This window comes from Cellulosimicrobium funkei (assembly GCF_004519295.1).
Taxonomy (GTDB): Bacteria; Actinomycetota; Actinomycetes; order Actinomycetales; family Cellulomonadaceae; genus Cellulosimicrobium; species Cellulosimicrobium funkei.
Genome location: NZ_SOZH01000010.1, coordinates 213,567 through 237,762, shown reverse-complemented (window position 1 = coordinate 237,762; position 24,196 = coordinate 213,567). Strand labels below are relative to the sequence as shown.

The 24,196-nt window shown below is 75.6% G+C and carries 21 protein-coding genes and 1 riboswitch; of the genes, 5 read left to right on the top strand and 16 right to left on the bottom strand.

All coding sequences use genetic code 11. The annotated features are described in order from the left end of the window. Positions 1-415 precede the first annotated feature (415 nt). The 12 genes from tyrS to E1O70_RS17120 all read right to left on the bottom strand — a co-directional run bounded on the left by tyrS (position 416) and on the right by E1O70_RS17120 (position 14,538). Positions 416-1,675 carry a tyrosine--tRNA ligase gene (tyrS, locus tag E1O70_RS17175; RefSeq protein ID WP_061269216.1) on the bottom strand — a complete coding sequence of 420 codons (1,260 nt, stop codon included), beginning with the start codon at positions 1,673-1,675 and terminating at the stop codon, positions 416-418. Positions 1,676-1,830: 155 nt separating this feature from the next. After that, entirely contained in the window at positions 1,831-2,547 is a 717-nt protein-coding gene (locus E1O70_RS17170) for a DNA-3-methyladenine glycosylase (protein WP_370670927.1), read from the bottom strand. Positions 2,548-2,647: 100 nt separating this feature from the next. Beyond that, positions 2,648-3,322, bottom strand: a complete 675-nt coding sequence (locus tag E1O70_RS17165) for a uridine kinase family protein (protein WP_174526037.1) — start codon at positions 3,320-3,322, stop codon at positions 2,648-2,650. A 46-nt stretch (positions 3,323-3,368) separates the two neighbouring features. Further along, entirely contained in the window at positions 3,369-4,823 is a 1,455-nt protein-coding gene (gene argH / locus E1O70_RS17160) for an argininosuccinate lyase (protein WP_061269215.1), read from the bottom strand. Then, a complete protein-coding gene (locus tag E1O70_RS17155) occupies positions 4,820-6,049 on the bottom strand; it encodes an argininosuccinate synthase (RefSeq protein WP_061269214.1) in 1,230 nt (409 codons plus the stop codon). Before E1O70_RS17155 ends, argH begins: the two co-directional genes overlap by 4 nt. Positions 6,050-6,135: 86 nt before the next feature. Beyond that, complete coding sequence (locus E1O70_RS17150) at positions 6,136-6,672, bottom strand: arginine repressor (RefSeq protein WP_043655538.1); 537 nt, start codon at positions 6,670-6,672, stop codon at positions 6,136-6,138. After that, the gene (gene argF, locus E1O70_RS17145; protein WP_061269213.1) at positions 6,669-7,604 is read right to left on the bottom strand and encodes an ornithine carbamoyltransferase; all 936 of its coding nucleotides are present in this window, start codon (positions 7,602-7,604) and stop codon (positions 6,669-6,671) included. Before argF ends, E1O70_RS17150 begins: the two co-directional genes overlap by 4 nt. Continuing rightward, positions 7,604-8,884, bottom strand: coding sequence for an acetylornithine transaminase (locus E1O70_RS17140; protein ID WP_128957580.1), 1,281 nt, complete (start codon positions 8,882-8,884; stop codon positions 7,604-7,606). Before E1O70_RS17140 ends, argF begins: the two co-directional genes overlap by 1 nt. 110 nt (positions 8,885-8,994) lie before the next feature. Next, on the bottom strand, positions 8,995-9,981 hold the full coding sequence (gene argB / locus E1O70_RS17135) for an acetylglutamate kinase (RefSeq protein WP_021482919.1): 987 nt from the start codon (positions 9,979-9,981) through the stop codon (positions 8,995-8,997). Further along, positions 9,978-11,189, bottom strand: coding sequence for a bifunctional glutamate N-acetyltransferase/amino-acid acetyltransferase ArgJ (gene argJ / locus E1O70_RS17130; protein ID WP_061269212.1), 1,212 nt, complete (start codon positions 11,187-11,189; stop codon positions 9,978-9,980). Before argJ ends, argB begins: the two co-directional genes overlap by 4 nt. Beyond that, positions 11,186-12,280, bottom strand: coding sequence for an N-acetyl-gamma-glutamyl-phosphate reductase (gene argC / locus E1O70_RS17125; RefSeq protein WP_061269211.1), 1,095 nt, complete (start codon positions 12,278-12,280; stop codon positions 11,186-11,188). Before argC ends, argJ begins: the two co-directional genes overlap by 4 nt. A 503-nt stretch (positions 12,281-12,783) precedes the next feature. After that, positions 12,784-14,538 (bottom strand): 2-isopropylmalate synthase, encoded by a 1,755-nt coding sequence (locus E1O70_RS17120; RefSeq protein WP_061269210.1) that lies wholly within the window; start codon positions 14,536-14,538, stop codon positions 12,784-12,786. Between the two features lie 179 nt (positions 14,539-14,717). Here E1O70_RS17120 and E1O70_RS17115 point away from each other — a divergent pair, with 179 nt between their 5' ends. The 4 genes from E1O70_RS17115 to E1O70_RS17100 are packed head-to-tail and all read left to right on the top strand — an operon-like array spanning position 14,718 to position 17,799. Continuing rightward, positions 14,718-15,410, top strand: a complete 693-nt coding sequence (locus tag E1O70_RS17115; protein WP_061269209.1) for a FadR/GntR family transcriptional regulator — start codon at positions 14,718-14,720, stop codon at positions 15,408-15,410. 26 nt (positions 15,411-15,436) lie between these two features. Then, positions 15,437-16,474 carry a quinone oxidoreductase family protein gene (locus E1O70_RS17110; RefSeq protein WP_061269208.1) on the top strand — a complete coding sequence of 346 codons (1,038 nt, stop codon included), beginning with the start codon at positions 15,437-15,439 and terminating at the stop codon, positions 16,472-16,474. Next, positions 16,471-16,752 (top strand): hypothetical protein, encoded by a 282-nt coding sequence (locus E1O70_RS17105; RefSeq protein WP_061269207.1) that lies wholly within the window; start codon positions 16,471-16,473, stop codon positions 16,750-16,752. The genes E1O70_RS17110 and E1O70_RS17105 overlap by 4 nt, the downstream gene beginning before the upstream one ends. A 36-nt stretch (positions 16,753-16,788) precedes the next feature. Continuing rightward, positions 16,789-17,799, top strand: coding sequence for a DUF4862 family protein (locus E1O70_RS17100; RefSeq protein WP_061269206.1), 1,011 nt, complete (start codon positions 16,789-16,791; stop codon positions 17,797-17,799). Between the two features lie 73 nt (positions 17,800-17,872). Here the strand turns inward: E1O70_RS17100 and thiD are convergent, their stop codons facing one another. Then, positions 17,873-18,844, bottom strand: a complete 972-nt coding sequence (gene thiD / locus E1O70_RS17095; protein ID WP_082774806.1) for a bifunctional hydroxymethylpyrimidine kinase/phosphomethylpyrimidine kinase — start codon at positions 18,842-18,844, stop codon at positions 17,873-17,875. Continuing rightward, positions 18,838-18,932, bottom strand: a riboswitch (TPP riboswitch). It overlaps the preceding gene by 7 nt. A gap of 77 nt (positions 18,933-19,009) precedes the next feature. Here thiD and E1O70_RS17090 point away from each other — a divergent pair. Then, positions 19,010-19,234: a hypothetical protein gene (locus E1O70_RS17090; protein WP_061269205.1), complete on the top strand. Its 225-nt coding sequence runs from the start codon at positions 19,010-19,012 to the stop codon at positions 19,232-19,234. A 72-nt stretch (positions 19,235-19,306) separates the two neighbouring features. On the opposite strand, the gene E1O70_RS17085 is transcribed toward E1O70_RS17090, so the two are convergent. The 3 genes from E1O70_RS17085 to pheS are packed head-to-tail and all read right to left on the bottom strand — an operon-like array spanning position 19,307 to position 23,930. Continuing rightward, positions 19,307-20,191: an SDR family NAD(P)-dependent oxidoreductase gene (locus E1O70_RS17085; RefSeq protein ID WP_061269204.1), complete on the bottom strand. Its 885-nt coding sequence runs from the start codon at positions 20,189-20,191 to the stop codon at positions 19,307-19,309. After that, positions 20,188-22,809: a phenylalanine--tRNA ligase subunit beta gene (pheT, locus tag E1O70_RS17080; protein ID WP_061269203.1), complete on the bottom strand. Its 2,622-nt coding sequence runs from the start codon at positions 22,807-22,809 to the stop codon at positions 20,188-20,190. Before pheT ends, E1O70_RS17085 begins: the two co-directional genes overlap by 4 nt. After that, positions 22,809-23,930 (bottom strand): phenylalanine--tRNA ligase subunit alpha, encoded by a 1,122-nt coding sequence (pheS, locus tag E1O70_RS17075; RefSeq protein WP_082774805.1) that lies wholly within the window; start codon positions 23,928-23,930, stop codon positions 22,809-22,811. The genes pheT and pheS overlap by 1 nt, the downstream gene beginning before the upstream one ends. Positions 23,931-24,196: the final 266 nt, after the last annotated feature.

The following is a 24,196-nucleotide window of genomic DNA, read 5'->3' as shown; positions in this document are numbered from 1 at the left end:
ATTTGGCATTGACTAACAAGCACACTGTTGAGTTCTCAAACAACCGACACACACCAACTCAGCACCACCCGACCGGGGAGAACCTCGCTTGGGGCAACTTCTCTAATCTACCAGATCCTCGGTGTCCCTTCCAACTCGATGTTCCGAGCTCGGAGGGCCGGCCGTGGAGCCAGCAGCCTCGAACATCCTCAGGGCGCGCGAAGCACCCTGTCGATCTTCGAGGGGACCGCCCGGGGGACCAGCCACCGTCTCGGATGATCGAGACCCGGTGTCCGTTCCTCCCTGCCGGGCGAACGTCGAGAACACTACACGCGCGCCGCAGGAGTGCCAAATCCGCTCCGTGCCGCCTCGCAGGACCCGATGCAGGAGGGGCCGGCACCGCTCGACGCGGCCCGGCCCCTCCCCTCCCTCCGGATCAGCCGGCGACGGCGACCCCGAGGGTCTTCTTGCCCCGGCGCAGGAGCGCGAACCGTCCGTGCAGCAGGTCGTCCGCCGTGAGCGTCGCGTCCTCACCGGTGACCTTGACGTTGTTGACGTACGCGCCGCCCTCCGCGACCGCCCGGCGCGCCGCCCCCTTCGACGCGACGAGGCCCGACGCCACCAGGAGGTCGACGACCGGGTCGCCGGCCTGCGCCGTCGCGCGCGGCAGCTCGGCGACCGCCGCCTCGAGCGTGCGCTCGTCGAGGGCGTCGAGCTCGCCACGCCCGAAGAGCGCCTGGCTCGCCGCGATGACCGCCTCGGTCGCCGCCGCCCCGTGCACGAGCGTCGTCACGTCGGCGGCGAGCGTGCGCTGCGCCTCTCGCGCCCCCGGCCGCTCCCGGACCGCGGCCTCGAGCTCCGCGATCTCCTCGCGCGAGCGGAAGGTGAAGATCTTCAGGAAGCGCACGACGTCGTCGTCCGCCGCGTTGAGCCAGAACTGGTAGAAGGCGTACGGGCTCATCATGTCGGCGTCGAGCCAGACGGCTCCGCCCTCGGTCTTGCCGAACTTCGTGCCGTCGGCCTTCGTGATGAGCGGCGTCGTCATGACGTGCACCGACGCGCCCTCCGTCCGACGGATGAGGTCGACGCCCGAGAGCAGGTTGCCCCACTGGTCGTTCCCGCCCGTCTGCAGCGTGACCCCGTGGCGCAGGTAGAGCTCGTGGAAGTCGATGCCCTGGAGGATCTGGTAGCTGAACTCCGTGAAGCTGATGCCCTCGTCCGAGCTCAGGCGGCGCGCCACCGTGTCCTTGGCGAGCATCGTGCCGAGGCGGTAGTGCTTGCCCACGTCGCGCAGGAAGTCGATCGCCGACATCTCCGAGATCCAGTCGAGGTTGTTGACGACGCGCGCCGCATTCTCCCCCTCGAAGTCCAGGAAGCGCGAGACCTGGCCGCGCAGGCGCTCGGTCCAGTCGGCGACCGTGTCCTTCGAGTTGAGCACCCGCTCCCCCGACTGGCGCGGGTCGCCGATCATGCCCGTCGCGCCGCCCACGAGCGCGATCGGCCGGTGGCCGGCGAGCTGGAGGTGGCGCAGCAGGAGGAGCTGGACCAGGTGGCCGTGGTGCAGGCTCGGCGCCGTCGGGTCGAAGCCGCAGTAATAGGTGATCGGGCCCTCGGCCAGCGCGGCGCGCAGCGCGGCCTCGTCGGTGGACTGCGCCACCAGGCCCCGCCATTGCAGCTCGTCGAGAACGTCGCTCACTTCTGCTCCTTCGTCGAGTGCCCGCCGTGCGGGCACGAGGGTGCGGCCCCGTCCGGGCCGCGGGTCCTAGTCTGCCGTGCCGGACGCCGTCGCCCGGCCACCGCCCACCTCGCGGGCGGCGCCGGACCGTGACGCCGCGGGTCGACGGCCCCGGTTCAGCGGGAGCGCGCGCTCACGCGGCGGTAGGCGGACACCGTCGGGTCCCCCGCGAGCCAGTACCGCCAGGGGTACAGCTCGCCGTCCCCGCCGTCGCCCGACACGCCGACGCGCGGTCCCGTGGCGATCGGCGGCCGGTGCGGCCCGTCCGTCGCCCGGTGCAGCACGAGCTCGCCGTCCGGGTCCGTCAGCTCCGCGCCGTAGTGGCGCAGGTCGAGGTCGAGCGCGACCGCGAGGCGCGCCGGGCCGCGCGCGATCTGGCGGTCGGAGTCGCACCGGCCCGCGGCGACCCGGCGGGACCGGGCGAGCCCGACGCCGTCGGTCACCTCCCCGGCCCTCAGCAGGACGGCGGACGCGCGGCCCACCGGCCCGCACACGACGTTGACGCAGTGGTGCAGACCCAGGTGGCGGTAGACGTAGAGGCGGCCCGGCTCGCCGAACATGGCGCGGTTGCGCTCGGTGCGCCCGCGGAAGGCGTGGGAGCCCGGGTCGCACTCGCCGTCGTACGCCTCGACCTCGGTGATCCGCAGCGTGACGTCGCCCTCGGCGCTGCGCCGCGTGAGCAGGGCGCCCAGGAGGTCGCGCGCGACCTCGTGCACGTCGCGCGCGTACCAGCCGCGCGCCGGGGCGTCCCACGGCCCGACGACGCGCGCGCCCCCGGCCTCGCTCGTCCCGGTCGCGGCACCCGTCGTGGTGCCCGCCGCCGTGCTCGTCACCGTGCCCGTCGCCGCGCTCCCCGCAGTGTCTGTCGCCGTGTCCGTCGCAGTGTCCGTCCAGGCTTCCGCCGGCATGCCACCACCTCCCGTCCCGGGCAATCTACGCCTCGCCGCCCACGTCCGTGCGGGGCGCGGTCGGGCCCGGGCCGGGCGCCGTCCGCCCGGTGCGCACGAGCCGACCCCACCCGTCGAGGACGACGTCCGCGCGCTCGCGCGTGCCGTTGCGGCGGTAGTGCTCGCGCTCCGCGGCCATCCACGCGAGCCAGTGGTCGCGCTGGTCCTCGCCGTCCCGGTCGAGGCCGCGCCGGAGCCGGACGTCGTCCGGCGCCTCGACCCACACGCGCAGCGCCGCGACCTGGTCGGCCTCGCGCCGCCCCGCCCCGCAGCCCTCGACCACGAGGTACGGCGCGGCCGGGACGTCGTGCCACTCGGCGAAGCGGTCGAGGTGCCAGTCGTACCGGCGGTACCGCCCGGCACGGCCCGCGACGAGCGGCGTTAGCACCCACGCGTCGAGCCGCGCCCAGGCGGGCTCGAGGCCGCGCCAGCCCTCGTAGAGGTCGTCCATGTGGAGCACCTGGGCGGGCAGCGCGCCCCCGAGCTGGGCCGCGAGGGTCGTCTTGCCCGAGCCCGCGGGCCCGTCCACCACGACGAGGCGCGTGCCCGACGCCGTCGGCTCCCCCGCGGCGAGCGCGCCCGGGCCGGGCGGGCCGAGGCGCGGGACGGCGTCGCGCACCTGGCGGACGAGCTCGGCGAGGACGTCCGGACCGACGCTCACGCCCGCGCCGCCGGGCACGCGCACCGCACCGCGAGCCGGGGCACCGTCAGTCCTGGGCCCAGAAGCGGTACTCGGCCGAGCGCTCCTTCGCGGCCTCGAGCTGCTCGGCGACCCGCACCGGGGCGGTGCCGCCCACGGCGTCGCGGGACGCGAGCGAGCCCTCGACGCTCAGCACGTCGCGCACGCCCGGCGTGAGGTGCTCGGAGATGGACGCGAGGTCGTCGTCCGAGAGGTCCCACAGCTCGATGCCGCGCTCCTCGCACGTGCGCACGCACGCGCCCGCGACCTCGTGCGCGACGCGGAACGGCACGCCCTCGCGCACGAGCCACTCGGCGACGTCCGTCGCGAGCGAGAACCCCTGCGGCGCGAGCGACGCCATCCGGTCGGTGTCGAACTCGAGGGTCGCGACCATGCCGGAGAACGCGGGCAGGAGCACCTCGAGCGTGTCGACCTGGTCGAACACCGGCTCCTTGTCCTCCTGGAGGTCGCGGTTGTACGCGAGCGGCAGGCCCTTGAGCGTCGCGAGCAGGCCCGTCAGGTCGCCGATGAGGCGGCCCGCCTTGCCGCGCGCGAGCTCGGCGACGTCGGGGTTCTTCTTCTGCGGCATGATGCTCGACCCCGTGGAGTAGGAGTCGTGCAGGCGCACGAAGCCGAACTCCTTCGTCGCCCAGAGGATGACCTCCTCCGCGAGGCGCGAGAGGTCGACCCCGAGCATCGCGGCGACGAACGCGAACTCCGCGACGACGTCGCGCGACGCGGTGCCGTCGATCGAGTTCTCGACCGGACCGTCGAACCCGAGCTCCGCGGCGACCGCGGCCGGGTCCAGGCCCAGCGACGAGCCCGCGAGCGCCCCCGACCCGTACGGCGAGCGCGCGGCGCGCACGTCCCAGTCGATGAGCCGGTCGACGTCGCGCAGCAGCGGCCACGCGTGGGCGAGCAGGTGGTGCGCGAGGAGCACCGGCTGGGCGTGCTGGAGGTGCGTGCGGCCGGGCATGGCCGCGCCCGGGTGCGCGGCGGCCTGCTCGATGAGCGCGTCGACGACGTCGAGCACGAGTCGCGCGATCGTGCGTGCCTCGTCGCGCAGGTACATGCGCGTGAGCGTCGCGATCTGGTCGTTGCGCGACCGGCCCGCGCGCAGCTTGCCGCCGAGCTCGGGCCCGGCCCGCTCGATGAGCCCGCGCTCCAGCGCGGTGTGCACGTCCTCGTCGTCGTCGGCCGCGACGAACGCGCCCGACGCGACGTCCTCGCGCAGACGCTCGAGCGCGGCGAGCATGCCGCCGAGCTCGTCGTCGTCGAGCAGGCCGGCCGCGTGCAGGACCTTCGCGTGGGCCTTCGAGCCCGCGACGTCCTGGCCCGCGAGGCGCCAGTCGAAGTGCGTCGACTTGCTCAGCGCGGCCAGCGCGTCGGCGGGGCCGCCCGCGAACCGGCCGCCCCACAGGCTGACGCGCGCCGTCTCGGTCGGCTCGACGGCGGCGCCGTCCTGGTCGTCGTGCGTGCTCACAGCGCTCCCGTCCCGAGGTCCACACCGTTGCCGAACTTCTCGTCGCGCGCGGCGGCGAGCTTCGCGGTGAGACCGTAGATCTCGATGAATCCCTTGGCCTGCGACTGGTCGAACGAGTCGCCCTCGTCGTACGTCGCGAGGTTGAAGTCGTAGAGGCTCGCGTCCGAGCGCCGGCCCGTGACGGTCGCGCGCCCGCCGTGCAGCACGAGGCGCACGTCGCCGGACACGTAGCGCTGGGTGTCGTCGACGAACACGTCGAGCGAGCGCTTGAGCGGGCTGAACCACATGCCGTCGTAGACGAGCTCGGTCCAGCGCTGCTCGACGCCGCGCTTGAAGCGGGCCTGCTCGCGCTCGAGCGTGACGTTCTCGAGCTCTTGGTGCGCGGCGATGAGGGCGATCGCGCCCGGCGCCTCGTAGACCTCGCGCGACTTGATGCCCACGAGGCGGTCCTCGACGATGTCGATCCGCCCGACGCCCTGGGCGCCCGCGCGGCGGTTCATCTCCTGGATCGCCTGCAGCGGGGTCACCGCGACGCCGTCGAGCGCGACCGGGACGCCCTGCTCGAACGTCACGACGACCTCGTCCGCGACGGGCGGGAACGTGGGGTCGTCGGTGTAGTTGTAGACGTCCTTGGTCGGCGCGTTCCAGATGTCCTCGAGGAAGCCGGTCTCGACCGCGCGCCCCCACACGTTCTGGTCGATCGAGAACGGGTTGTGCTTCGTCGTGGCGATGGGCAGCGCGTGCTTCTCCGCGTACTCGATGGCCTTCTCGCGCGTCAGCGCGAGGTCGCGCACGGGCGCGATCGTCTTGAGCTCGGGCGCGAGGGACGTCGTCGCGACCTCGAAGCGCACCTGGTCGTTGCCCTTGCCCGTGCAGCCGTGCGCGACGGTCGTCGCGCCGAACTGGCGCGCCGCGCGCACGAGGTGCTTGACGATGACCGGACGCGACAGCGCCGAGACGAGCGGGTACCGGTCGAGGTACAGGGCGTTCGCGCGCAGCGCGGGCATGCAGTACTCCGCCGCGAACTCGTCGCGCGCGTCGGCGACGTACGCCTCGACGGCGCCGCAGTCCAGGGCACGCTGCCGGATGACCTCGAGGTCCTCCCCACCCTGGCCGACGTCGACCGCGACGGCGACGACCTCGGCGCCCGTGGCCTCGGCGATCCAGCCGATGGCCACCGACGTGTCCAGGCCGCCCGAGTAGGCGAGCACGACGAGTTCAGTCATGACGGTCTCTTTCTGTGACGTGCGGGTGGGGTCGGGGTCCAGTCTCGCAGGGCGCTGCGGCCGCGCGGGGCGTGGGCCGACGGCGGTCAGTCCGGCGTGCCGGGGACGGGCCCGCCGTGGGGTCCGGAGAGCTCGAGGAAGCGCCGCGCGAGGTCCGCGCCGCCGTCGGGGTCGCGCGCGATGACGAGGATCGTGTCGTCGCCCGCGATGCAGCCGAGCACGTGCGGGAGCACGGAGTGGTCGATCGCCGACGCGAGGTAGTTCGCAGCACCGGGGGGCGTGCGCAGCACGACGAGGTTCGCGGACGCCTCGGCGGACACGAGCATCTCCGAGCACAGGCGCGCGAGCCGGGCCGCGAGGTACTCGGGCGACTCCGCGGTCTGCACGCTGCGGTCCCCGCCCTCCCCCGGCACCGCGTACACGAGCGCGCCCGAGGCGCCGCGCACCTTCTCCGCGCGCAGCTCGATGAGGTCGCGCGAGAGCGTCGCCTGCGTCACCGACAGGCCCTCGCGCTCGAGCTCGCGCGCGAGCTCCGCCTGGGAGTGGATCTCGGTGCGGCGCACGATCTCGGCGATGCGCGCGTGGCGCGCCGTCTTCGTCGTCGCCGTGCGGGCCTCGGTCACGACCGCTCCAGGAGGAACGTGAGCAGCGCCTTCTGCGCGTGCAGCCGGTTCTCCGCCTCGTCCCACACCGCCGAGCGGGGGCCGTCGATCACCTCGGCGGTGATCTCCTTGCCGCGGTAGGCGGGCAGGCAGTGCAGCACGATCGCGTCGGGCTGCGCGTATGCGAGGAGCTCGTCGTTCACCTGGTACGGCACGAACGGCAGGGCGCGGTCCTCGGCCTCCGCCTCGTCGCCCATCGACACCCACGTGTCGGTCGCGACGACGTCCGCCCCCGCGACGGCCTCGACGGGGTCGGCCGTGACGAGCACCGAGCCGCCGGTCTCGGCCGCGATCCGCTCGGCGTCGGCGACGAAGACCGGGTGCGGCGGGTACCCGTCCGGCGTGCCGACCCGCACGTGCAGGCCCGCGGTCGCGCCGCCGAGCAGGTAGGAGTGCGCCATGTTGTTCGCGCCGTCGCCGACGTACGCGAGCGTCTGGCCCGCGAGCGCGCCCGTCCCGCCGCGGAGCTGGGCGATCGTCAGGAGGTCCGCGAGGATCTGGCACGGGTGGAAGTCGTCGGTGAGCGCGTTGACGACCGGGACCCGGCTGATCGCCGCCATCTCCTCGATCCGGTCCTGGCCGAACGTGCGCCACACGATGGCGGACGCCTGCCGGTCGAGGACGCGCGTGACGTCCGCGACGGACTCGCGCACCCCGACCTGAGCGAGCCGGCCGTCCACGACGACCGGGAAGCCGCCGAGCTCGGCGATGCCCGTCGCGAACGAGAGCTGCGTGCGCAGCGTCGGCTTGTCGAACAGGACGGCCACGCCCTGCGGCCCGGCGAGCGGCTGGCGGAACGTGCGGTCGTCGCGGAACGCGAGGCCGATCTCGAGGACCTGACGCTGCTCGGCGGGCGTGAGGTCGTCGTCGCGCAGGAAGTGCCGGGGGGCCATCAGGAGCTCCTCGTCGTGGGGTCGGTCGTGGGGGCTGACGTGGTGTCCGTAGTGGGGGCGTTCGTGGTGCCCGTCGTGGGGGCGGTGGGTGCGCCGGCCGGGGCGGCAGTGTCCTCGGGGACCGCGACCGCGGCGAAGAACGCGACGACGTCGCGCGCCTGGTCGGCCGTGAGGACGAGCGGCGGCGCGAGCCGGATCGCGTCGGGCGCGACGGCGTTGACGACGAAGCCCGCGTCGAGCGCCGTGCGCGCGACGTCGGCCGCGACGGGCCGCGTGAGCTGCACGGCGAGCAGGAGCCCGCGGCCGCGCACGCCCGCGACGAGCGGGTTCCCCGCACGGGCGACGCCGTCGCGCAGGAGCGCCCCGACGGCCCGCACGTTCTCGAGCAGCCCGTCGCGCTCGATCACCCCGAGCGTCGCGAGCGCCGCCGCCGCCGCCACGGGGTTGCCGCCGAACGTCGTCCCGTGCTGGCCGCGGCCGAGCAGCGTCGCCGCCCGCTCGCCGTACGCGACCACCGCGCCGACGGGGAACCCACCGCCGAGGCCCTTGGCGAGCGTGACGACGTCGGGCACGACGCCGCCGCCCACCTCCGGCTGCTGGTAGGCGAACCACGAGCCGGTGCGCCCGACGCCGGTCTGCACCTCGTCGAGGACGAGCAGCGCGCCGTGGCGCGCGGTGAGCTCGCGCGCGGCGACGAGGTAGCCCGGCGAGAGCGCGCGCACGCCGGCCTCGCCCTGCACGGGCTCGACGACGAGCGCCGCGACCTCGCCGCGGGCCGCCACGGCCGCGGGCGAGAAGGCCTCCTCGAGCGCGGCGACGTCGTCGAACGCGACGAACTCGACGCCGCCGGGGAGCGGCTCGAACGGCTCGCGGTACGCGGCCTTCGACGTCAGCGCGAGCGCGCCCATCGTCCGCCCGTGGAAGCCGCCCTGGAGCGCGAGGACCCGCGTGCGGCCCGTGCGGCGCGTCATCTTGAACGCCGCCTCGTTGGCCTCCGTGCCCGAGTTCGTGAAGAACACGCGCGACCCCTCGGGCGCCTCCGCGAGCGCGAGCAGGCGCTCGGCGAGCGCGATCTGCGTCGGGGTGCCGAAGAAGTTCGAGACGTGCCCGAGCGTGCCGAGCTGGGCCGAGACCGCCGCCGTGAGCGTCGGGTGCGCGTGGCCGAGCGCGTTGACCGCGATGCCCGCGAGCAGGTCGAGGTACCGCTTCCCGTCGGCGTCCCACACGTACGCGCCCTCGCCGCGCACGAGGACGCGCTGCGGCGGGCCGAACGTGTCCATGACCGCGTGGGTGTAGCGGTCGGTCCACTGCGCGACGGAGCCGTCGGCCGGGGCCGTCACGGTGGTCGTCGGTGCGGGCGCGGGCGCGCCCGTCGGGTGGTCGAGCGCGTTCACGCGGCCCCTCCGGCGGTCGTGGTGAGCGCGGGCGCCGGCGCGCCCGCGGCGTCGGGGACGACCATCGTCCCGTTGCCCTGGGTGGTGAAGACCTCGAGCAGCGTCGAGTGCGGCACGCGGCCGTCGATGACCGTCGCCGCGGGGACCCCGCCCTCGACGGCACGCAGGCACGCCTCCATCTTGGGGACCATGCCCGCCGAGAGCGACGGCAGGAGCGCCGCGAGCTCCGAGCGCGTGATCTGCGCGACGAGCGACCCGCGGTCCGGCCACGACGTGTACAGGCCCTCGACGTCGGTCAGGACGACGAGCTTCTTCGCGCCGAGCGCGACCGCGAGCGCCGCGGCGGCGGTGTCCGCGTTGACGTTGAGCACCTGGGTCGGGTCCTCGAGGTCGGGGGCGATGGTCGACACGACGGGGATGCGGCCGGCGTCGAGCAGGTCCTGGACCGCGGACGGGTGCACCTCGACGACGTCGCCGACGAGCCCGACGTCGACCGGCTCGCCGTCGACGGTCGCGTGCCGGCGCTGGGCCTGCAGCAGGCCGCCGTCCTCGCCCGAGAGCCCGACGGCGTACGGGCCGTGCGCGTTGATGAGACCGACGAGCTCGCGCGACACCTGGCCGGTGAGGACCATGCGGACGACGTCCATCGCCTCCGGCGTCGTCACGCGCAGGCCCCCGCGGAACTCGGACTCGATGCCGAGCCGGTCGAGCATCGCGGAGATCTGCGGGCCCCCGCCGTGCACGACGACCGGGCGCAGCCCGACGCGGCGCAGGAACACCATGTCCTCGGCGAACGCGGCCTTGAGCGTGTCGTCGACCATGGCGTTGCCGCCGTACTTGACGACGACGAGCGCGCCGGCGAACTCCTCGAGCCAGGGCAGGGCCTCGACGAGCACCTCGGCCTTCTGCTCGGGGCGCAGGTCGGTGCGGGTGTCGAACGCGGCGTCGTCCGGGTGGGGCGTGGGCGTGGTGGGGTCGCTCATGAGGAGTACGCGCTGTTCTCGTGGACGTAGTCGTGCGTGAGGTCGTTGGTCCAGACGGTCGCGCTCGCGGAGCCGGCGTGCAGGTCGATCTCGACGCGCACCTCGCGCTCGGCCGCGAGGTCGACGAGCTCGCGGGGCTCGCCCACTCCCCCGGCCCGGCAGACCTGCACACCGTTGACCGACACGTCGAGCAGGAGCGCGTCGAACGGCGCGACGTCCTCGGGGACGGTCCCGACGGCGGACACGATGCGCCCCCAGTTCGGGTCGTTGCCGAAGATCGCGGCCTTGAACAGGTTGGACCGCGTCACGGCGCGCGCGACGGCGACCGCGGCGTCCTCGCTCGACGCACCCACCACCGTGACGGCGACGTCGTGGCTCGCGCCCTCGGCGTCGGCGACGAGCTGGCGCGCGAGCGACCCGCACGCCTCGGTGACGGCGTCGGTGAGCGCGTCGAGACCGACCTCGACCCCGGACGCGCCCGAGGCGAGCAGGATCACGGTGTCGTTCGTCGACATGCAGCCGTCGGAGTCGACACGGTCGAACGTCGTGCGGGTCGCGGCCCGCAGCGCGGCGTCGGCCGTCGCGGCGTCGACGACGGCGTCCGTCGTCAGCACGCAGAGCATGGTCGCGAGGCCCGGCGCGAGCATGCCCGCGCCCTTCGCCATGCCGCCCACGGACCACGTCGCGGCGCCGTCCGTCGCGGTGGCGTCCGTGACCTCGCGGACCACCGCCACCGTCTTCGGCACGGTGTCCGTCGTCATGATCGCGAGCGCGGCGTCGCCGCCGCCGTCGACCGCGGCGACCGGGTCCGCGAGCGCCGCCGCGGCGGCGTCGACGCCCGCGAGGAGCGTGTCCATGGGCAGCCGCACGCCGATGAGGCCCGTCGAGCAGACGAGCACGTCGCCCGCCGACGTCGCGAGGACGTCGGCGACGTGCTCCGCCGTGCGGTGCGTGTCGGCGAAGCCCTCCGGCCCGGTGCACGCGTTCGCACCGCCCGAGTTGAGCACGACGGCCGTCGCACGCCCGTCGCGCACGGCCTGGCGCGTCCAGGCGACCGGCGCCGCGAACACGCGGTTCGTCGTGAGGACGGCCGCGGCGACGTCGAGCGGCCCGTCGTTGACGACGAGCGCGACGTCGCGCGCGCCCGTGGACTTGAGCCCGGCGGCGACGCCGGCGGCCCGGAAGCCCTGCGGGGTGGTGACGGTCACGGGGCGACCCCCTCGGTCGTGAGGCCCGCCGTCTGCGGCAGGCCGAGCGCGATGTTCATGGACTGCACCGCGGCGCCCGCGGTGCCCTTGACGAGGTTGTCGATCGCCGTGACGGTGACGACGCGGCCCGCCGCGTGGTCGACCGCGACCTGGACGAGCGCGGTGTTCGCGCCGAGGGTCATCGCCGTCGTCGGCCACTGCCCCGCAGACAGCACGCGGACGAACGGCTCTCCCACGTACGCGTCCTCCCAGGCCTGGCGGACGCGCGCGTCGAGCGCCGCGGGGTCGAGGCGCGCGGCGTCGTCGGACAGGCGCGCCGTCACCGTGGCGAGGATGCCGCGCGACATGGGCACGAGTGTCGGCGTGAACGAGATGCTCACGGCCGGGGCTCCGGCGGCCCGCAGGTTCTGCGCGATCTCCGGGATGTGCCGGTGCGACCCGCCGACGGCGTACGGCTGCGCCGACCCGAGCGCCTCGGACGCGAGCAGGTGCGGCTTGAGCGACTTGCCCGCGCCCGAGTACCCGTTGGCGAGCACCGCGACGAGGTCCGTGCCCTCGACGAGCCCGGCGGCGACGCCCGGCTGGATGCCGAGCGTGACAGCCGTGACGTTGCACCCGGGGACGGCCACGCGCCGCGCACCGGCGAGCCGCTCACGCTGCCTGGTCTCGGTCGCCGCGGCACCCGGCACGTTCGTCAGCAGGAGCTCCGGCAGCCCGTACGGCCACGTGCCCGCGTGCTCGGAGCCGTAGAACGCCGACCAGTCCGCCGCGGACTCGAGCCGGTGGTCCGCGCCGAGGTCGAGCACGAGCACGTCGTCGGGGAGCTGCGCCGCGATCTCGCCCGAGGCACCGTGCGGCAGCGCGAGGACGACGACGTCGTGCCCCACGAGGTGCTCGACCGCCGTCGGCAGGAGCACGCGGTCGGCCAGGGATCGCAGGTGCGGCTGGTGCTCGCCGAGGAGCGTGCCCGCGTTGCTGTGCGCCGTCACGGCGCCGATCTCCACCTCGGGGTGCCCGGCGAGCAGGCGGAGCGTCTCCCCGCCGGCGTACCCGGACGCACCCGCGACCGCGACTCTGATCGTCATATGCATCACTATACATACTTATGCAACGGTCGGGCCGGAGGTCCCGCCCCACGGTACGCGGGGTCGAGCTGGTGGGGTCAACGGTCCGCGGGTCACGTCCGCGGATCGGCATCGGCCTCCAGCCCCGCGGCCGGTCCGCCGGACTCGTCCGAGCCGACATGCGGTGACGACAAGCGAGAAGTAGCCCCACGAGCGGGGCTCGGAGGGGCCACTTCTCGCTTCTCAGCGGAACGTCCGGGACCGAGGCGACGGGCCGAGCCTGACCGAACCGCCGGGCGTGACCTCGGTCGTGCGGTGCGGGACAGGACGAGCGGTGGGGTCGGACCGTGCGCGAAGGACGTCAAGGCGCACTCCTTCGACCTCCGCCCGGAAGACCAGGGCGACGGTGCGCCAGTCCGAGCGCACGGTCCGACCCCACCGCGGACCCGACCCTGCGGGCCGTGGATCCCTGCAGACCCGCGGACCCGACCCTGCGGGCCGTAGATCCCCGCAGACCCGCGAACCCGACCTCAGGCCGTCGCCGCGCAGACCGCGCGGACGGCGGCTCCCAGGACGGACGCGTCACGACCCACGGTCCAGCGCGGGGCGCCGTCGGGGCCGCGGTGCTCGAGGTAGGTCACCGCGGTCGCGTCGCTGCCGCTGCCGACGGACTGCTGGGTGAGCGAGAGGACCTCCACCGGGCGGCCGAGGCGGGCCAGCGCGTCGACGAGGGCGTCGACCGCGCCGGTGCCCGTGCCGGACGTGGCGACGCGCTCGCCGTCGACCGTGATTTCGAGGTCGAGGTGCTCCGTCCCGCCGTCAGCGCGCCGGCTCGTCCATGCGACGGGCGCGACGGCGCCCGGGCGCGCGTAGGCCGCGTCGAACAGCGCGAGGAGGACGTCGGGCGTCACCTCGGCACCGGTGGCGTCGGCGTGCTCCTGGACACGGCGCGCGAGGTCCACCTGGAGGCCCCGGGGCAGGTCCAGGCCGTGGACGGACTGCAGCACGTACGCGACGCCGCCCTTCCCGGACTGGCTGTTCACGCGCACGAGGGCCTCGTACGACCTCCCGAGGTCCGCGGGGTCGACCGGCAGGTACGGCACGCGCCACGGCGCGGCCGCGGGGTCGAGGCCGGCCGCCGCGGCGTCGGCCCGGTGCCGCGCCATCCCCTTGCGGATCGCGTCCTGGTGGGTGCCGGAGTAGGCGGTGTGCACCAGGTCGCCCACGTACGGGTGGCGCGGGTGGACGTCGATCCGGTTGCACGCCACGACGACGTCGCGGATCGCGTCGAGGTCGGAGAAGTCGACCATCGGGTCGACGCCCTGCGCGTGCAGGTTGAGGCCCAGCGTCACGAGGTCGACGTTCCCGGTGCGCTCGCCGTTGCCGAACAGGCACCCCTCGACGCGCTGCGCGCCCGCGAGGACCGCGAGCTCGGCGCACGCGACGCCGGTGCCCCGGTCGTTGTGCGGGTGGACCGAGAGGATCACGCCCTCGCGCCGCGCGAGGTTCCGGTCCATGTACTCGATCTGGTCGGCGTAGACGTTGGGCGTCGCGACCTCGACCGTGGCGGGGAGGTTGAGGACGACGGGCCGCTCGGGCGTCGCGTCCCAGAGCGTCGTCATGCGGTCGCACACGTCGAGCACGTAGTCGGGCTCGGTGAGGTTGAACACCTCGGGCGAGAACTCGAACCGGACGCGCGGGTCGTCGCCGGCGTGGCGCAGCACCTCGGTCCCGGCGTCGGTGATCAGCCGGGCGAGCTTCTCGCGGTCGCGGCCGAGCACCACGTCCCGCCAGACGGGCGCCGTCGCGGTGTACACGTGGACGACGACCGGGTTGCGCAGCCCGCGCACGGACTCGACCGTGCGCGCGATCAGGTCGGCGCGCGCGGCGGTGAACACGACGACGGTCACGTGCTCGGGCGCGAGGTCGGTCTCGGCGAGCAGGCGCACGAAGTCGAAGTCGGTCTGCGACGCCGACGGGTAGCCCACCTCGATCTCGGTGTACCCCATCGCGACGAGCAGCTCGAAGAAGCGGCGCTTGCGCGCCGGGTCCATCGGTTCCGCGAGCGCCTGGTTGCCGTCGCGCAGGTCGACGGGGACCCACAGCGGCGCCTGGGTGAGCCGGCGGTTCGGCCAGCGGCGGTCGGGCAGGTCGGGCACGTCGACACGGGCGTGGACGTCGGCGTAGCGGGACGACGGCATGGGCGACGGGCGCTGCCGGTTCCACGGCGGCGTGGTCCTGGCGGCGGGGCGGTCCGTGCGGGCGGGCGTGGTGGAGACGGTCATGGCGGTCCTTCGGCTGGAGCCCCGGAGTGGGGGGCGCGGGACGACCGGCGCACGACGGACCCCCACGGCGGGGGGCCGGTCCGGTCAGACCCCGCCGTGGCGCCGAAGAAGGAGCGCCGTCCAGGACATGCGGGGTACGCTAGCGCCGATCAAGTCCTCAGACAACCTGAGAGGTTTCCATGACCGCGCTGCAACGACGCCCGCTGGCCGACCAGGCGGCCGAGCTCCTGCTCGAGCGCGTGCGCTCCGGTGCCTGGCCCCTCGACCACCGGCTGCCCGGGGAGCAGGCGCTCGCCGCCGAGCTCGGCGTCGGCCGATCGACCGTCCGCGAGGCGATCCGCCAGCTCGCGGGCCGCGGCGTCCTCGACAGCAGGCAGGGCTCGGGCGTGTACGTCGTCTCGACGGACACCGCCGACGACTGGGACGAGGTGCTGCGCCGCGGCGAGATCGTCGACGTGCTCGAGGTGCGCGCGGCGCTGGAGGCGGAGGCCGCGGGGCTCGCCGCCGCGCGCCGCACGCCCGCGGACCTGCGCACCATGACGACGGCGCTCGCCCGCCGCGGGCAGGTCGCGGCGACGGCGTCGCCCGCCGAGTACGTGGACGCGGACCTCGCGTTCCACCGGGCGGTCGTCGACGCCGCGCACAACGCGGTGCTCGCCGAGCTCTTCGCGACCTTCGTCCCGCGCCTGCGTCGCGCGATGGTCGCCATGGTCGACCTCGACCGGACGGGCACGACGCACCGGGACGACCAGGACGCGCACGAGGCGATCCTGGACGCCGTCCGCGACCGGGACACCGGCCGCGCCGCGGCGGCGGCGCGCGAGCACCTCGCGGCCGTGCACGCGAAGGGCGCCGACCGAGGGCGACCGTGACCGCCGCGCGACCCTAGGCTGAGGCCATGCACGCGATCGTGGCCCGCGCGGCGGGCGGTCCCGAGGTCCTCGAGTACACCGAGCTGCCCGACCCGTCGCCGGGCCCGGGGCAGCTTCTCGTCCGCTCCGCGGTGGCGGGCGTGAACTTCATCGACACGTACAAGCGCTCCGGCGTGTACGCGATGGAGTACCCGCACGTCGTCGGGAGCGAGGGGGCCGGGGTCGTCGCCGAGGTGGGCGAGGGGGTCGAGGGGTTCGCCGTCGGCGACCGCGTCGTGTGGACCGAGGCGCCGGGGTCGTACGCGGAGCTCGTCGCGGTGGACGCCGGGCAGGCGCTGCACGTGCCGGACGCCGTCTCGCTCGAGGACGCGACCGCCGTCGCGCTCCAGGGGCTCACGGCGCACTACCTGTGCACGTCGTCGTACCCCGTCCGCCCGGGCGACCGCGTGCTCGTGCACGCGGGCGCGGGCGGCGTCGGGCTGCTCCTGACGCAGATGCTCGTGGCGCGGGGCGCGCACGTGATCTCCACGGTCTCGACCCCCGAGAAGGCGGAGCTGTCCCGCGGCGCGGGCGCCGAGCACGCGATCCAGTACACGGCGTTCGCCGACCTCACGGCCGAGCTGCCCGAGGTCGTGCGGGGGCTCACGGGCGGCGAGGGCGTCGCGGCGGTGTACGACTCGGTCGGCAAGGACACGTTCGACGCGTCGCTCGCGTCGCTGCGCCGCCGCGGCACGCTCGTCCTCTACGGCGGCTCGTCCGGGCAGGTCCCGCCGTTCGACCCGCAGCGCCTCAACGCGGGCGGCTCGCTGTTCCTCACGCGGCCCAAGCTCGCCGACCACACGGCGACGCGCGCGGAGCTCGTCGAGCGCGCGACCGAGGTGCTCGGCGCCGTCGCGGGCGGCACGCTGCACGTGCGCGTCGGCGCGACGTTCCCGCTCGCCGACGCCGCCGACGCCCACCGCGCGCTCGAGGGACGGGCGACCACCGGCAAGGTGCTGCTCCGGCCCGCCGGGGCGGACGACGCTCCCGGCACGACGACCGGCACGACGACCGGCACCGCGTGAGCTGGGACTGGGTGCCGCCGCGTCCCGGCGAGGAGGACGGCTCCGACGGCGGCCCCTCCCCCGCGCTGCACCGCACCGTGACCGTGCTCGCCGTGCTGCTCACCGCGGTGTTCGTCGTCTACTACGTGACCGTGGCGGTGCGCCAGCAGGCGGACGCGTGCGTCGCCGACCGGCCCGCGGGCGTCGCGGTGCAGGACGTCGAGGCACGGTGGCGCTGGGTCCCGCCGGGCTACGCGTGCGAGTACGCCACCGCCGACCAGGACGTCGCCCGCGCCTGACGCATGAGGCACCCCCACCACGACCGACGAGGACCGATGACCGACCTGCACGACCGCCCCCTGACCCTGCTCGGTGCCTACGCCCTCGCGGGCGTCCCCGACCCGGGCGGCTGGTACGCCGCCCTCGACGAGGACGGCCTCGGCGGCCTCGAGCACCCCGTCGACCCGGACGACCCGGGCGCGCTCGCGACGACCGCGGCCGCGCTGCCGGCGCACTGGGCGCTGCTGCCGACGACGGTCGCCGCGACGGCCCGCCGCGCCGGGGCCGACCGCTCCTACGGCCTCGCGTCCGACGACGAGGAGGGTCGGCGCGAGGCGGTCGACGGCGTCGCACGCGTCCTCGCGGCCGTGACCCGGCTCGCCGAGGCGGAGGGTCGACAGCGCGTCGTCGCGGTCGAGCTCCAGTCCGCGCCCGGTCCGGGCCGCGGCTCCGGCGCGGCGCTCGCGCGCAGCCTCACCGAGCTGGCCGCCGTCGCGCCCGCCGGGCTGCCGCTCGTGGTGGAGCACTGCGACGCACCACGCCCGTGGGGCGTCGCGGAGAAGGGCTTCCTCGCGCTCGACGACGAGATCGCCGCCGTCGCGCGCGCGGCCCGGGACACCGGCCACCCCCTGCACGTCGGGCTCAACTGGGGCCGGTCCGCCATCGAGGGGCGCAGCGCCGCGACGCCCGTCGAGCACGCGCGGGCGGCCGCGGGCGCGGGCCTCCTCGCGAGCGCGATGCTCTCCGGTGCCGCGGGCCGGGCCGGCCGGTGGGGCGCGCCGTGGGCGGACGCGCACGTGCCGCCCCACGGCCCGGACCCCGCGCTCCCCGGCCCGGACGAGTCGATGCTCGGCCCGGCCGAGGTGCGCGAGTTCCTCGCCGCGGCCGGCCCCGTCCCGCTCGTCGGCGCCAAGGTGACCACGCGGCCCGCGGACGCCCCGCCCGCGCAGCGCCTCGCCGTCGCGCGCGCGACGCTCGCCGTGCTCCGCGACGCGCTGGCCGACCTCGACACCGACCGCGGAGCCGACCGCAGGGCCGCCCACGCACCGAGCCGCCCCACGGCCTGAGCGCGTCCCGCGGGCCGGGCGCAGGCACGTCACGGCAGCCCGGGCTCGCCCGGTCGGCCCGGTCGGCCTGGGCTCAGCCCGGCCGCACGGGCGCCGAGCGGTGCAGGTGGTCCACGGGCCCCCGGCCCGTCCCCACCCGCAGCGCGGCGCCGGCACGCAGCGCGCCCGTGAGCCACTCCTTCGCCTCGCGCGCGGCCTCCTCCCAGCTCGCGCGCTGCGGCCGCAGCGCTGCGAGCGCCGCCGAGAGCGAGCACCCCGTGCCGTGGGTGTGAGGCGTGTCGACGCGCTCGGCGTCGAACGTCGTGACGGTGGCCGCCCCCGGCGCGCGGCCCGTCGTCGGCCCGGGCGCGGGGACGACGAGCGCGTCCGGCGACGTGCGTCCGGTGAGGTGACCGCCCTTGAGCAGCACGACGGCGTCGCTCGCGGTCGCGTACGCCGTCGCCTGGCGCAGGGCGTCGTCCCACGTCGTCGCGGGCTCCTGCCCGCCGAGGACGCCGAGCTCGGGCAGGTTCGGCGTGACGACGTCGGCGCGCGCGGCGAGGTCGCGCACGGCCTGCTCGGCGCCCGCGTCGAGCAGGCGGTGGCCGGACGTGGCGACCATCACCGGGTCCAGGACCACCCAGGGCCGCGGACCGCCCGCGGCGGCGCGCGCCGCGGCGAGGTCGTCGAGCCACTCCCCGACGGCACGGGCGTTCGCCTCGTCCGCCACCATGCCGATCTTCACGGCGTCGACCTCGACGTCGTCGGACACGGCGTCGAGCTGCGCGCGCAGGAACGCCGGCCCGGGGACGTGCACCGACCGCACGCCGTGGGTGTTCTGCGCGACGAGCGCCGTGGTGACGGCCATGCCGTAGGCGCCGTGCGCGCAGAACGCCTTGAGGTCGGCCTGGATCCCGGCACCGCCGGTCGGGTCGGTCCCCGCGACGGAGAGGACGCGGGGGCGGGACGGGGCCCGGTCGGGCCGACGGCCCGGGTCGGGTCGGTGATCACGGTCCGCGGGGGCGGGGACCGGGTCGGAGGTGTGCCGAGGCAGGGCGAGCGTCATCGCGCGGACATCCCTTCGCTGGTACGAGCCAGATCAGGTTCGACGGGTCTCATCTCAGCCCCGGTGCGGGGCACCCCGTGTCGCGGGCCATGCTACGCGGCGACCCGTGCGCTTTTCACCCGCCCCGACGCGTGAGACGACGCGCGTGCGCGCGTCTTTCCGGGTATGACGCAGCACGTCGCCCCCGCGACCCGCCCCTTCCTGCCGGACGCGCACGTCCCGGTCCAGGTGCCCGCCCTCTGCACGACGTTCGACCGCGACGGCCGGCGGGTCGTGCTCACCGGCGTCGTCACGCACGACGCAGGCGGGCTCGTGGCGTTCGAGTACGAGCACCCCGAGCGGGGCCTGTGGCACGTGTGGGTCGACCGGGACACGTGCGTCCCGCTGTGACCCGGTGCCCGGACGCACGGACGCCGCCCGACCGGGGGGTCGGGCGGCGTCGGCCGTGCGGGGTGCGTGCGCTCAGCGGGCGGGGAGCTCTCCCGGCATCGGGTCGTCGGCGCCCCAGCGCGTGACGCGCAGCCGACGGCCGTCCGGCCCGGGCAGCGCGACGCCCGCGCGGGCGGCCTCCTGGGCGGCCGCGCGGAGCGACCCGGGCGAGTCGTGCGTCACGCGCACGAACGCCCCCGAGAACGCGTCGAGCTCGCCGCGGGCGATCGCGACGACCATCTCGACCGTGCGCTCGACGGGCGTCCACTCCGTGCGACCCTCGTGCATGACCATGGACGCCGTCATGTCGGTCTGCACGACGCCCGGCGACACCTCGAAGGTCCGCAGCCCGAGCGCGTGGCCCGAGCGGTGGAGGTTCGCCCCGAGGCGCAGCAGCGCCGTCTTGCTCGCGTTGTACGCGCTCGCGCCCTCCATGTCGTGAGAGCCCGCGCCGCTGTTGAGGTCGACGACGCGGCCGCCGCCGCGCGCGAGCATCCCGGGGACGACCGCGCGCGCGAGCAGGAACGGCCCGCGCACGTTGGTCTCCAGGACGGCCCACCACTCGTCGGGGTCCGCCTCCCAGAGCGGCACCTCGGCGTCGACCCGGCCCGCGTTGTTGACGAGCAGGTCCACGCTCCCGAGCGCGGCCTCGGCCTCGCGGACGGCCGCGGCCACCGCCGCCGCGTCGGTCACGTCCGCCGTGACGACGACGGCCCGGCCCGCGCCGGCGAGCGCGGCGATCTCGTCGGCCACCCCGGCGAGCCGGCCCGCGTCGCGCGCGAGGAGCGCGACGTCGAGACCGGCCGCGGCGAGCCCGACGGCGACCGCGCGGCCGATGCCGCGCGACGCCCCGGTGACGAGCGCGGTGCGCGCGGGCACCACGTCCGGCGTCGTGCCCTCCCCCGGTGCGTCGCTCATGCGCGCAGCTCCGCCCCGACGCGCTCGCGCGCGGCGGCCACGGCGCCCTCCCGGACCCGCGCGACGTCGTCGGCGGTGAGGGTGCGGTCCGCGGCGCGCAGCCGCAGCGAGAACGCGAGCGACTTGCGCCCGGCGCCCACCTGCTCGCCCGTGAAGACGTCGAACAGCACGACCTCCTCCGCGAGCTCGCCGGCGCCCTCGACGACCGCGGCGCGCAGCGCCTCGGCCGGCACGTCGGCGGCGACGACGAACGCGAGGTCCTCCTTCGCCGCCGGGAACCCGGAGACCGGCGTCGCCTGGACGGGCTCGTCGGACGCACCTGCGACGAGCGCCGACAGGTCGAGCTCGAACGCCACGGAGCGGGCGGGCAGGCCGACGTTCTCGAGCACCTTGGGGTGCAGCTCGCCCGCGTGCCCGACGACCGTCCCGTCGGCGAGCTCGAGGCGCGCGCAGCGGCCGGGGTGGAACGGGGCCCGCGCGGTGTCGGCGACCACGCGCACGGCGTCGTCCCCCCGCAGGCCGGCGCGGTCCGCGACCAGGCGCGCCGCGTCGAGCGCGTCCGTCCAGTCCGCCGGCCGGCCGGGGCCCCACCAGCCCGCCCGCTCGCGACGACCGACCAGGACGCCCGCGACGTGGCGCGGCTGCGCCGGGAGCGCGGCCTCGATCGCGGCGAGGTCGTCGTCGGAGGGACGCACCCCGCCGGGCAGCGACGGCGCGGCCGGGGCGCCCGCGCGCGGGTGCGTCACGAGCCCGACCTCGAACACGGCGACGTCCCCGAGTCCGCGGCCCACGTTGCGGCGCGTGGTCTCCAGGAGCGTGCTCAGCACGTCCGTGCGCATCAGTGGGCGGTCGTCGGCCAGCGGGTTCAGCAGGCGCAGCGCCCGGCGGCGCTCGTCGTCCGCGGGGATCCGCAACGCGTCGAGCTCGCCCTCGCCGACGAACGGGTAGCTCAGCGTCTCGACGAACCCGTGCTCGGCGAGCGCGCGGGCGACCGACCGGCGCACGCGCTGCTCGCGCGTGAGCCCGCGGCCGCCGGGGGCGGCGGGGAGCACCGACGGGATCTCGTCGTACCCGACGAGGCGCGCGACCTCCTCGACCAGCTCGGCCGGCTCGGTGAGGTCGGGGCGCCACGACGGCGGGGTCACGACGACGACGCCCGTCGCGGCGGCGTCGTCCGCGGCGACCGTGCACCCGATCGCCCCGAGCGTCCCGACGACCTGCTCGAGCGTGTAGGGCACGCCGACGAGACGCTCGGCCTCGCCGACGGGCAGGTGGATCGGGGTGGGCGCGGTCACGCGGTCGAGGTCGCTGACGGCCGGGTCGGCGGTCCCGCCGCCGAGCTCGACGAGCAGGTCGACGACGCGCTGCGCCGCGACGGCGGGCAGCAGCGGGTCCACGCCGCGCTCGAACCGCTTCGCGGCCTCGCTCGACAGCTTGTGGCGGCGCGACGTGCGCGCGACCGTCACGGGATCGAAGTGGGCGGCCTCGACGAGCACCGCCGTCGTCTCCGGCCCGACCTCCGACGAGGCACCGCCCATGACGCCGGCGAGACCCAGGACGCGCGCGCCGCGCGCACCGTCGGGGCTGTCGGTGATGAGCAGGTCCTCCGGGTCGAGCGCGCGGTCCACGTCGTCGAGCGTCGTGAGCCGCTCGCCCGGGGCGGCGCGCCGCACCACGACGGGAGCCGCGACCTTCTCGAGGTCGTACGCGTGCAGGGGCTGCCCGAGGTCGAGCATGACGTAGTTCGTCACGTCGACCGCGAGCGAGATGGGCCGCATGCCCGACGCCGTGAGGCGGCGCTGCATCCACGCGGGCGTCTGCGCCGCGGGGTCGATCCCGCGCACGACGCGCGTGACGAACCGGTCGCACCCGACGACGCCGTGGACCGGAGCCGCGTCGTCGACCTCGACGGGGAAGCCGTCGGGCGTCGCCGCGGGCGGGGGCGTGGGCAGGGAGCCGGGCAGGCCCGGGTCCGTGAAGCGCGCGCCCGTCGAGTGCGAGAACTCGCGCGCGACACCGCGGTAGGAGAACGCGTACCCGCGGTCGGGCGTCACGTTGATCTCGAGCACCTCGTCGCCGAGCCCGAGCAGCGCGACCGCGTCCTGCCCCGGGGTGAGGTCCTCGGCCGCGTACCCGAGCCGCGGCAGCACGATGATGCCGTCGTGGTCCTCGCCGAGGCCGAGCTCGCGCTGCGAGCAGATCATGCCGTCGGACACGTGCCCGTACGTCTTGCGGCTCGCGATGGGGAACGGACCGGGCAGGACGGAGCCCGGCAGCGCGACCACGACGAGGTCGCCCGGCGCGAAGTTGTGCGCGCCGCACACGATGCCGCGCGCACCGCCCGCCGGCATGTCGGCCGGCTCGACGCCCTTGATCTCGGCGGCGTTGTGCTCCGGCCCGACGTCGACCAGGCACCAGTTGATCGTCTTGCCGTTCTTCTGCGGCTCGGGCGTCATCTCCAGGACGCGCCCGACGACGAGGGGACCCGTCACGGCCGCGCCGTGGATCGCCTCCTCCTCCAGGCCGACGCGGACGAGGTCGGCGGCGAGCCGCTCGGCGGTGAGCCCCGCGGGCAGCTCGACGTGGTCGCCCAGCCAGTCGATGGCGACGTACGGCATCAGATCTCCGTTCCGAACTGGGCGGAGAAGCGCACGTCGCCCTCCACCATGTCGTGCATGTCCGCGATCCCGTGGCGCAGCATGAGCGTCCGCTCGATGCCCATCCCGAACGCGAAGCCCGAGTACTCGTCGGGGTCCACCCCGACGGACCGCAGCACGTTCGGGTTGACCATGCCGCAGCCACCCCACTCGATCCAGCCCGGTCCGCCCTTCTTCTGGGGGAACCACAGGTCCATCTCGGCGCTCGGCTCGGTGAACGGGAAGTACGCGGGCCGCAGGCGCGTGCGCGCATCCGGGCCGAACATCGCGCGCGCGAACGCGTCGAGCGTGCCGAGCAGGTGCGCCATGGTCAGGCCCTTGTCGATCGCCAAGCCCTCGACCTGGTGGAAGACGGGCGTGTGCGTCGCGTCGAGCGCGTCCGTGCGGAAGGTCTTGCCCGGGCACGCCACGTACAGCGGCACGCCACGCTCGAGCAGCGAGCGGGCCTGGACCGGCGACGTGTGGGTACGCAGGACGAGGTTCGACGGCTCCACGCCGTCCTCGCCGTCCGGGCCGGCGACGTAGAACGTGTCCTGCATCTGGCGCGCGGGGTGGTCCACGCCGAAGTTCAGGGCGTCGAAGTTGAACCACTCCGCCTCGACCTCGGGGCCCTCCGCGATCTCCCAGCCCATGCCGACGAAGAAGTCCGCGACGCGCTCCTGCAGCGTCTCGAGCGGGTGCCGCGCGCCCGCGGGGACGCGGTCCACGGGCAGCGTGACGTCCACGGCCTCCTCGACGAGGACGCGCTCGTCGCGCTCGGCCTCGAGCTCGGCCTGGCGCGCGGCGAGGGCCTGGTTGAGCCGGCCGCGCAGCGGGCCGAGGAGCTTGCCCGCAGTCTTCTTGTCCGCGGGGGCGAGCGAACCGATCTGGCGGTTCGCGAGCGCGAGCGGGCTGCGGTCGCCCGCGTGCTCGGTGCGCACGCGCTTGAGCGCGTCGAGGTCGCCGGCCGCGGCGACGGCGGCGAGCGCGGCGTCGAGCGCGCGCTGCAGCGCGTCGGCGTCGAGCGGGGAGGGTGCGGTGGTGGTGTCCGGTCCGCCGTCGCCCGCGTGGGGGGTGACGACGTCGGCGTCAGGGCTGGACATGCGTGCCTTCCTGGCGAGGGCGGGACTGCGGGGAGCGGACGACGGCCGGCGTCGACCCGCGGCACGCGCCGCTCGGGGCGGGGCGTGCGGGGCGCGCACGTGCGCGCGTCGCCGTCATTCTAGGGCGCCCGTCCGGGCCAGGACCCGTCCCGCCACGAGGCGGGCGGGGAGCACGCGTCAGTCGCGCGGGCCCGTGACGGGCCCGGGAAATCGACGACCACCGCGCAGGCTCATGCGGCCCATCCTCGCACAGGCGTCTCCGGGCG

Excerpts from the sequence above, each read along its gene's own strand:
- E1O70_RS17155 (WP_061269214.1), bottom strand. The coding sequence starts at position 6,049 with ATGACTGAACTCGTCGTGCTCGCCTACTCGGGCGGCCTGGACACGTCG.
- argF (WP_061269213.1), bottom strand. The coding sequence starts at position 7,604 with ATGGCCCCCCGGCACTTCCTGCGCGACGACGACCTCACGCCCGCCGAG.
- E1O70_RS17140 (WP_128957580.1), bottom strand. The coding sequence starts at position 8,884 with ATGGACACGTTCGGCCCGCCGCAGCGCGTCCTCGTGCGCGGCGAGGGC.
- argB (WP_021482919.1), bottom strand. The coding sequence starts at position 9,981 with ATGAGCGACCCCACCACGCCCACGCCCCACCCGGACGACGCCGCGTTC.
- argC (WP_061269211.1), bottom strand. The coding sequence starts at position 12,280 with ATGCATATGACGATCAGAGTCGCGGTCGCGGGTGCGTCCGGGTACGCC.
- E1O70_RS17120 (WP_061269210.1), bottom strand. The coding sequence starts at position 14,538 with ATGACCGTCTCCACCACGCCCGCCCGCACGGACCGCCCCGCCGCCAGG.
- E1O70_RS17115 (WP_061269209.1), top strand. The coding sequence starts at position 14,718 with ATGACCGCGCTGCAACGACGCCCGCTGGCCGACCAGGCGGCCGAGCTC.
- E1O70_RS17110 (WP_061269208.1), top strand. The coding sequence starts at position 15,437 with ATGCACGCGATCGTGGCCCGCGCGGCGGGCGGTCCCGAGGTCCTCGAG.
- E1O70_RS17100 (WP_061269206.1), top strand. The coding sequence starts at position 16,789 with ATGACCGACCTGCACGACCGCCCCCTGACCCTGCTCGGTGCCTACGCC.
- thiD (WP_082774806.1), bottom strand. The coding sequence starts at position 18,844 with ATGACGCTCGCCCTGCCTCGGCACACCTCCGACCCGGTCCCCGCCCCC.
- E1O70_RS17090 (WP_061269205.1), top strand. The coding sequence starts at position 19,010 with ATGACGCAGCACGTCGCCCCCGCGACCCGCCCCTTCCTGCCGGACGCG.
- E1O70_RS17085 (WP_061269204.1), bottom strand. The coding sequence starts at position 20,191 with ATGAGCGACGCACCGGGGGAGGGCACGACGCCGGACGTGGTGCCCGCG.
- pheT (WP_061269203.1), bottom strand. The coding sequence starts at position 22,809 with ATGCCGTACGTCGCCATCGACTGGCTGGGCGACCACGTCGAGCTGCCC.
- pheS (WP_082774805.1), bottom strand. The coding sequence starts at position 23,930 with ATGTCCAGCCCTGACGCCGACGTCGTCACCCCCCACGCGGGCGACGGC.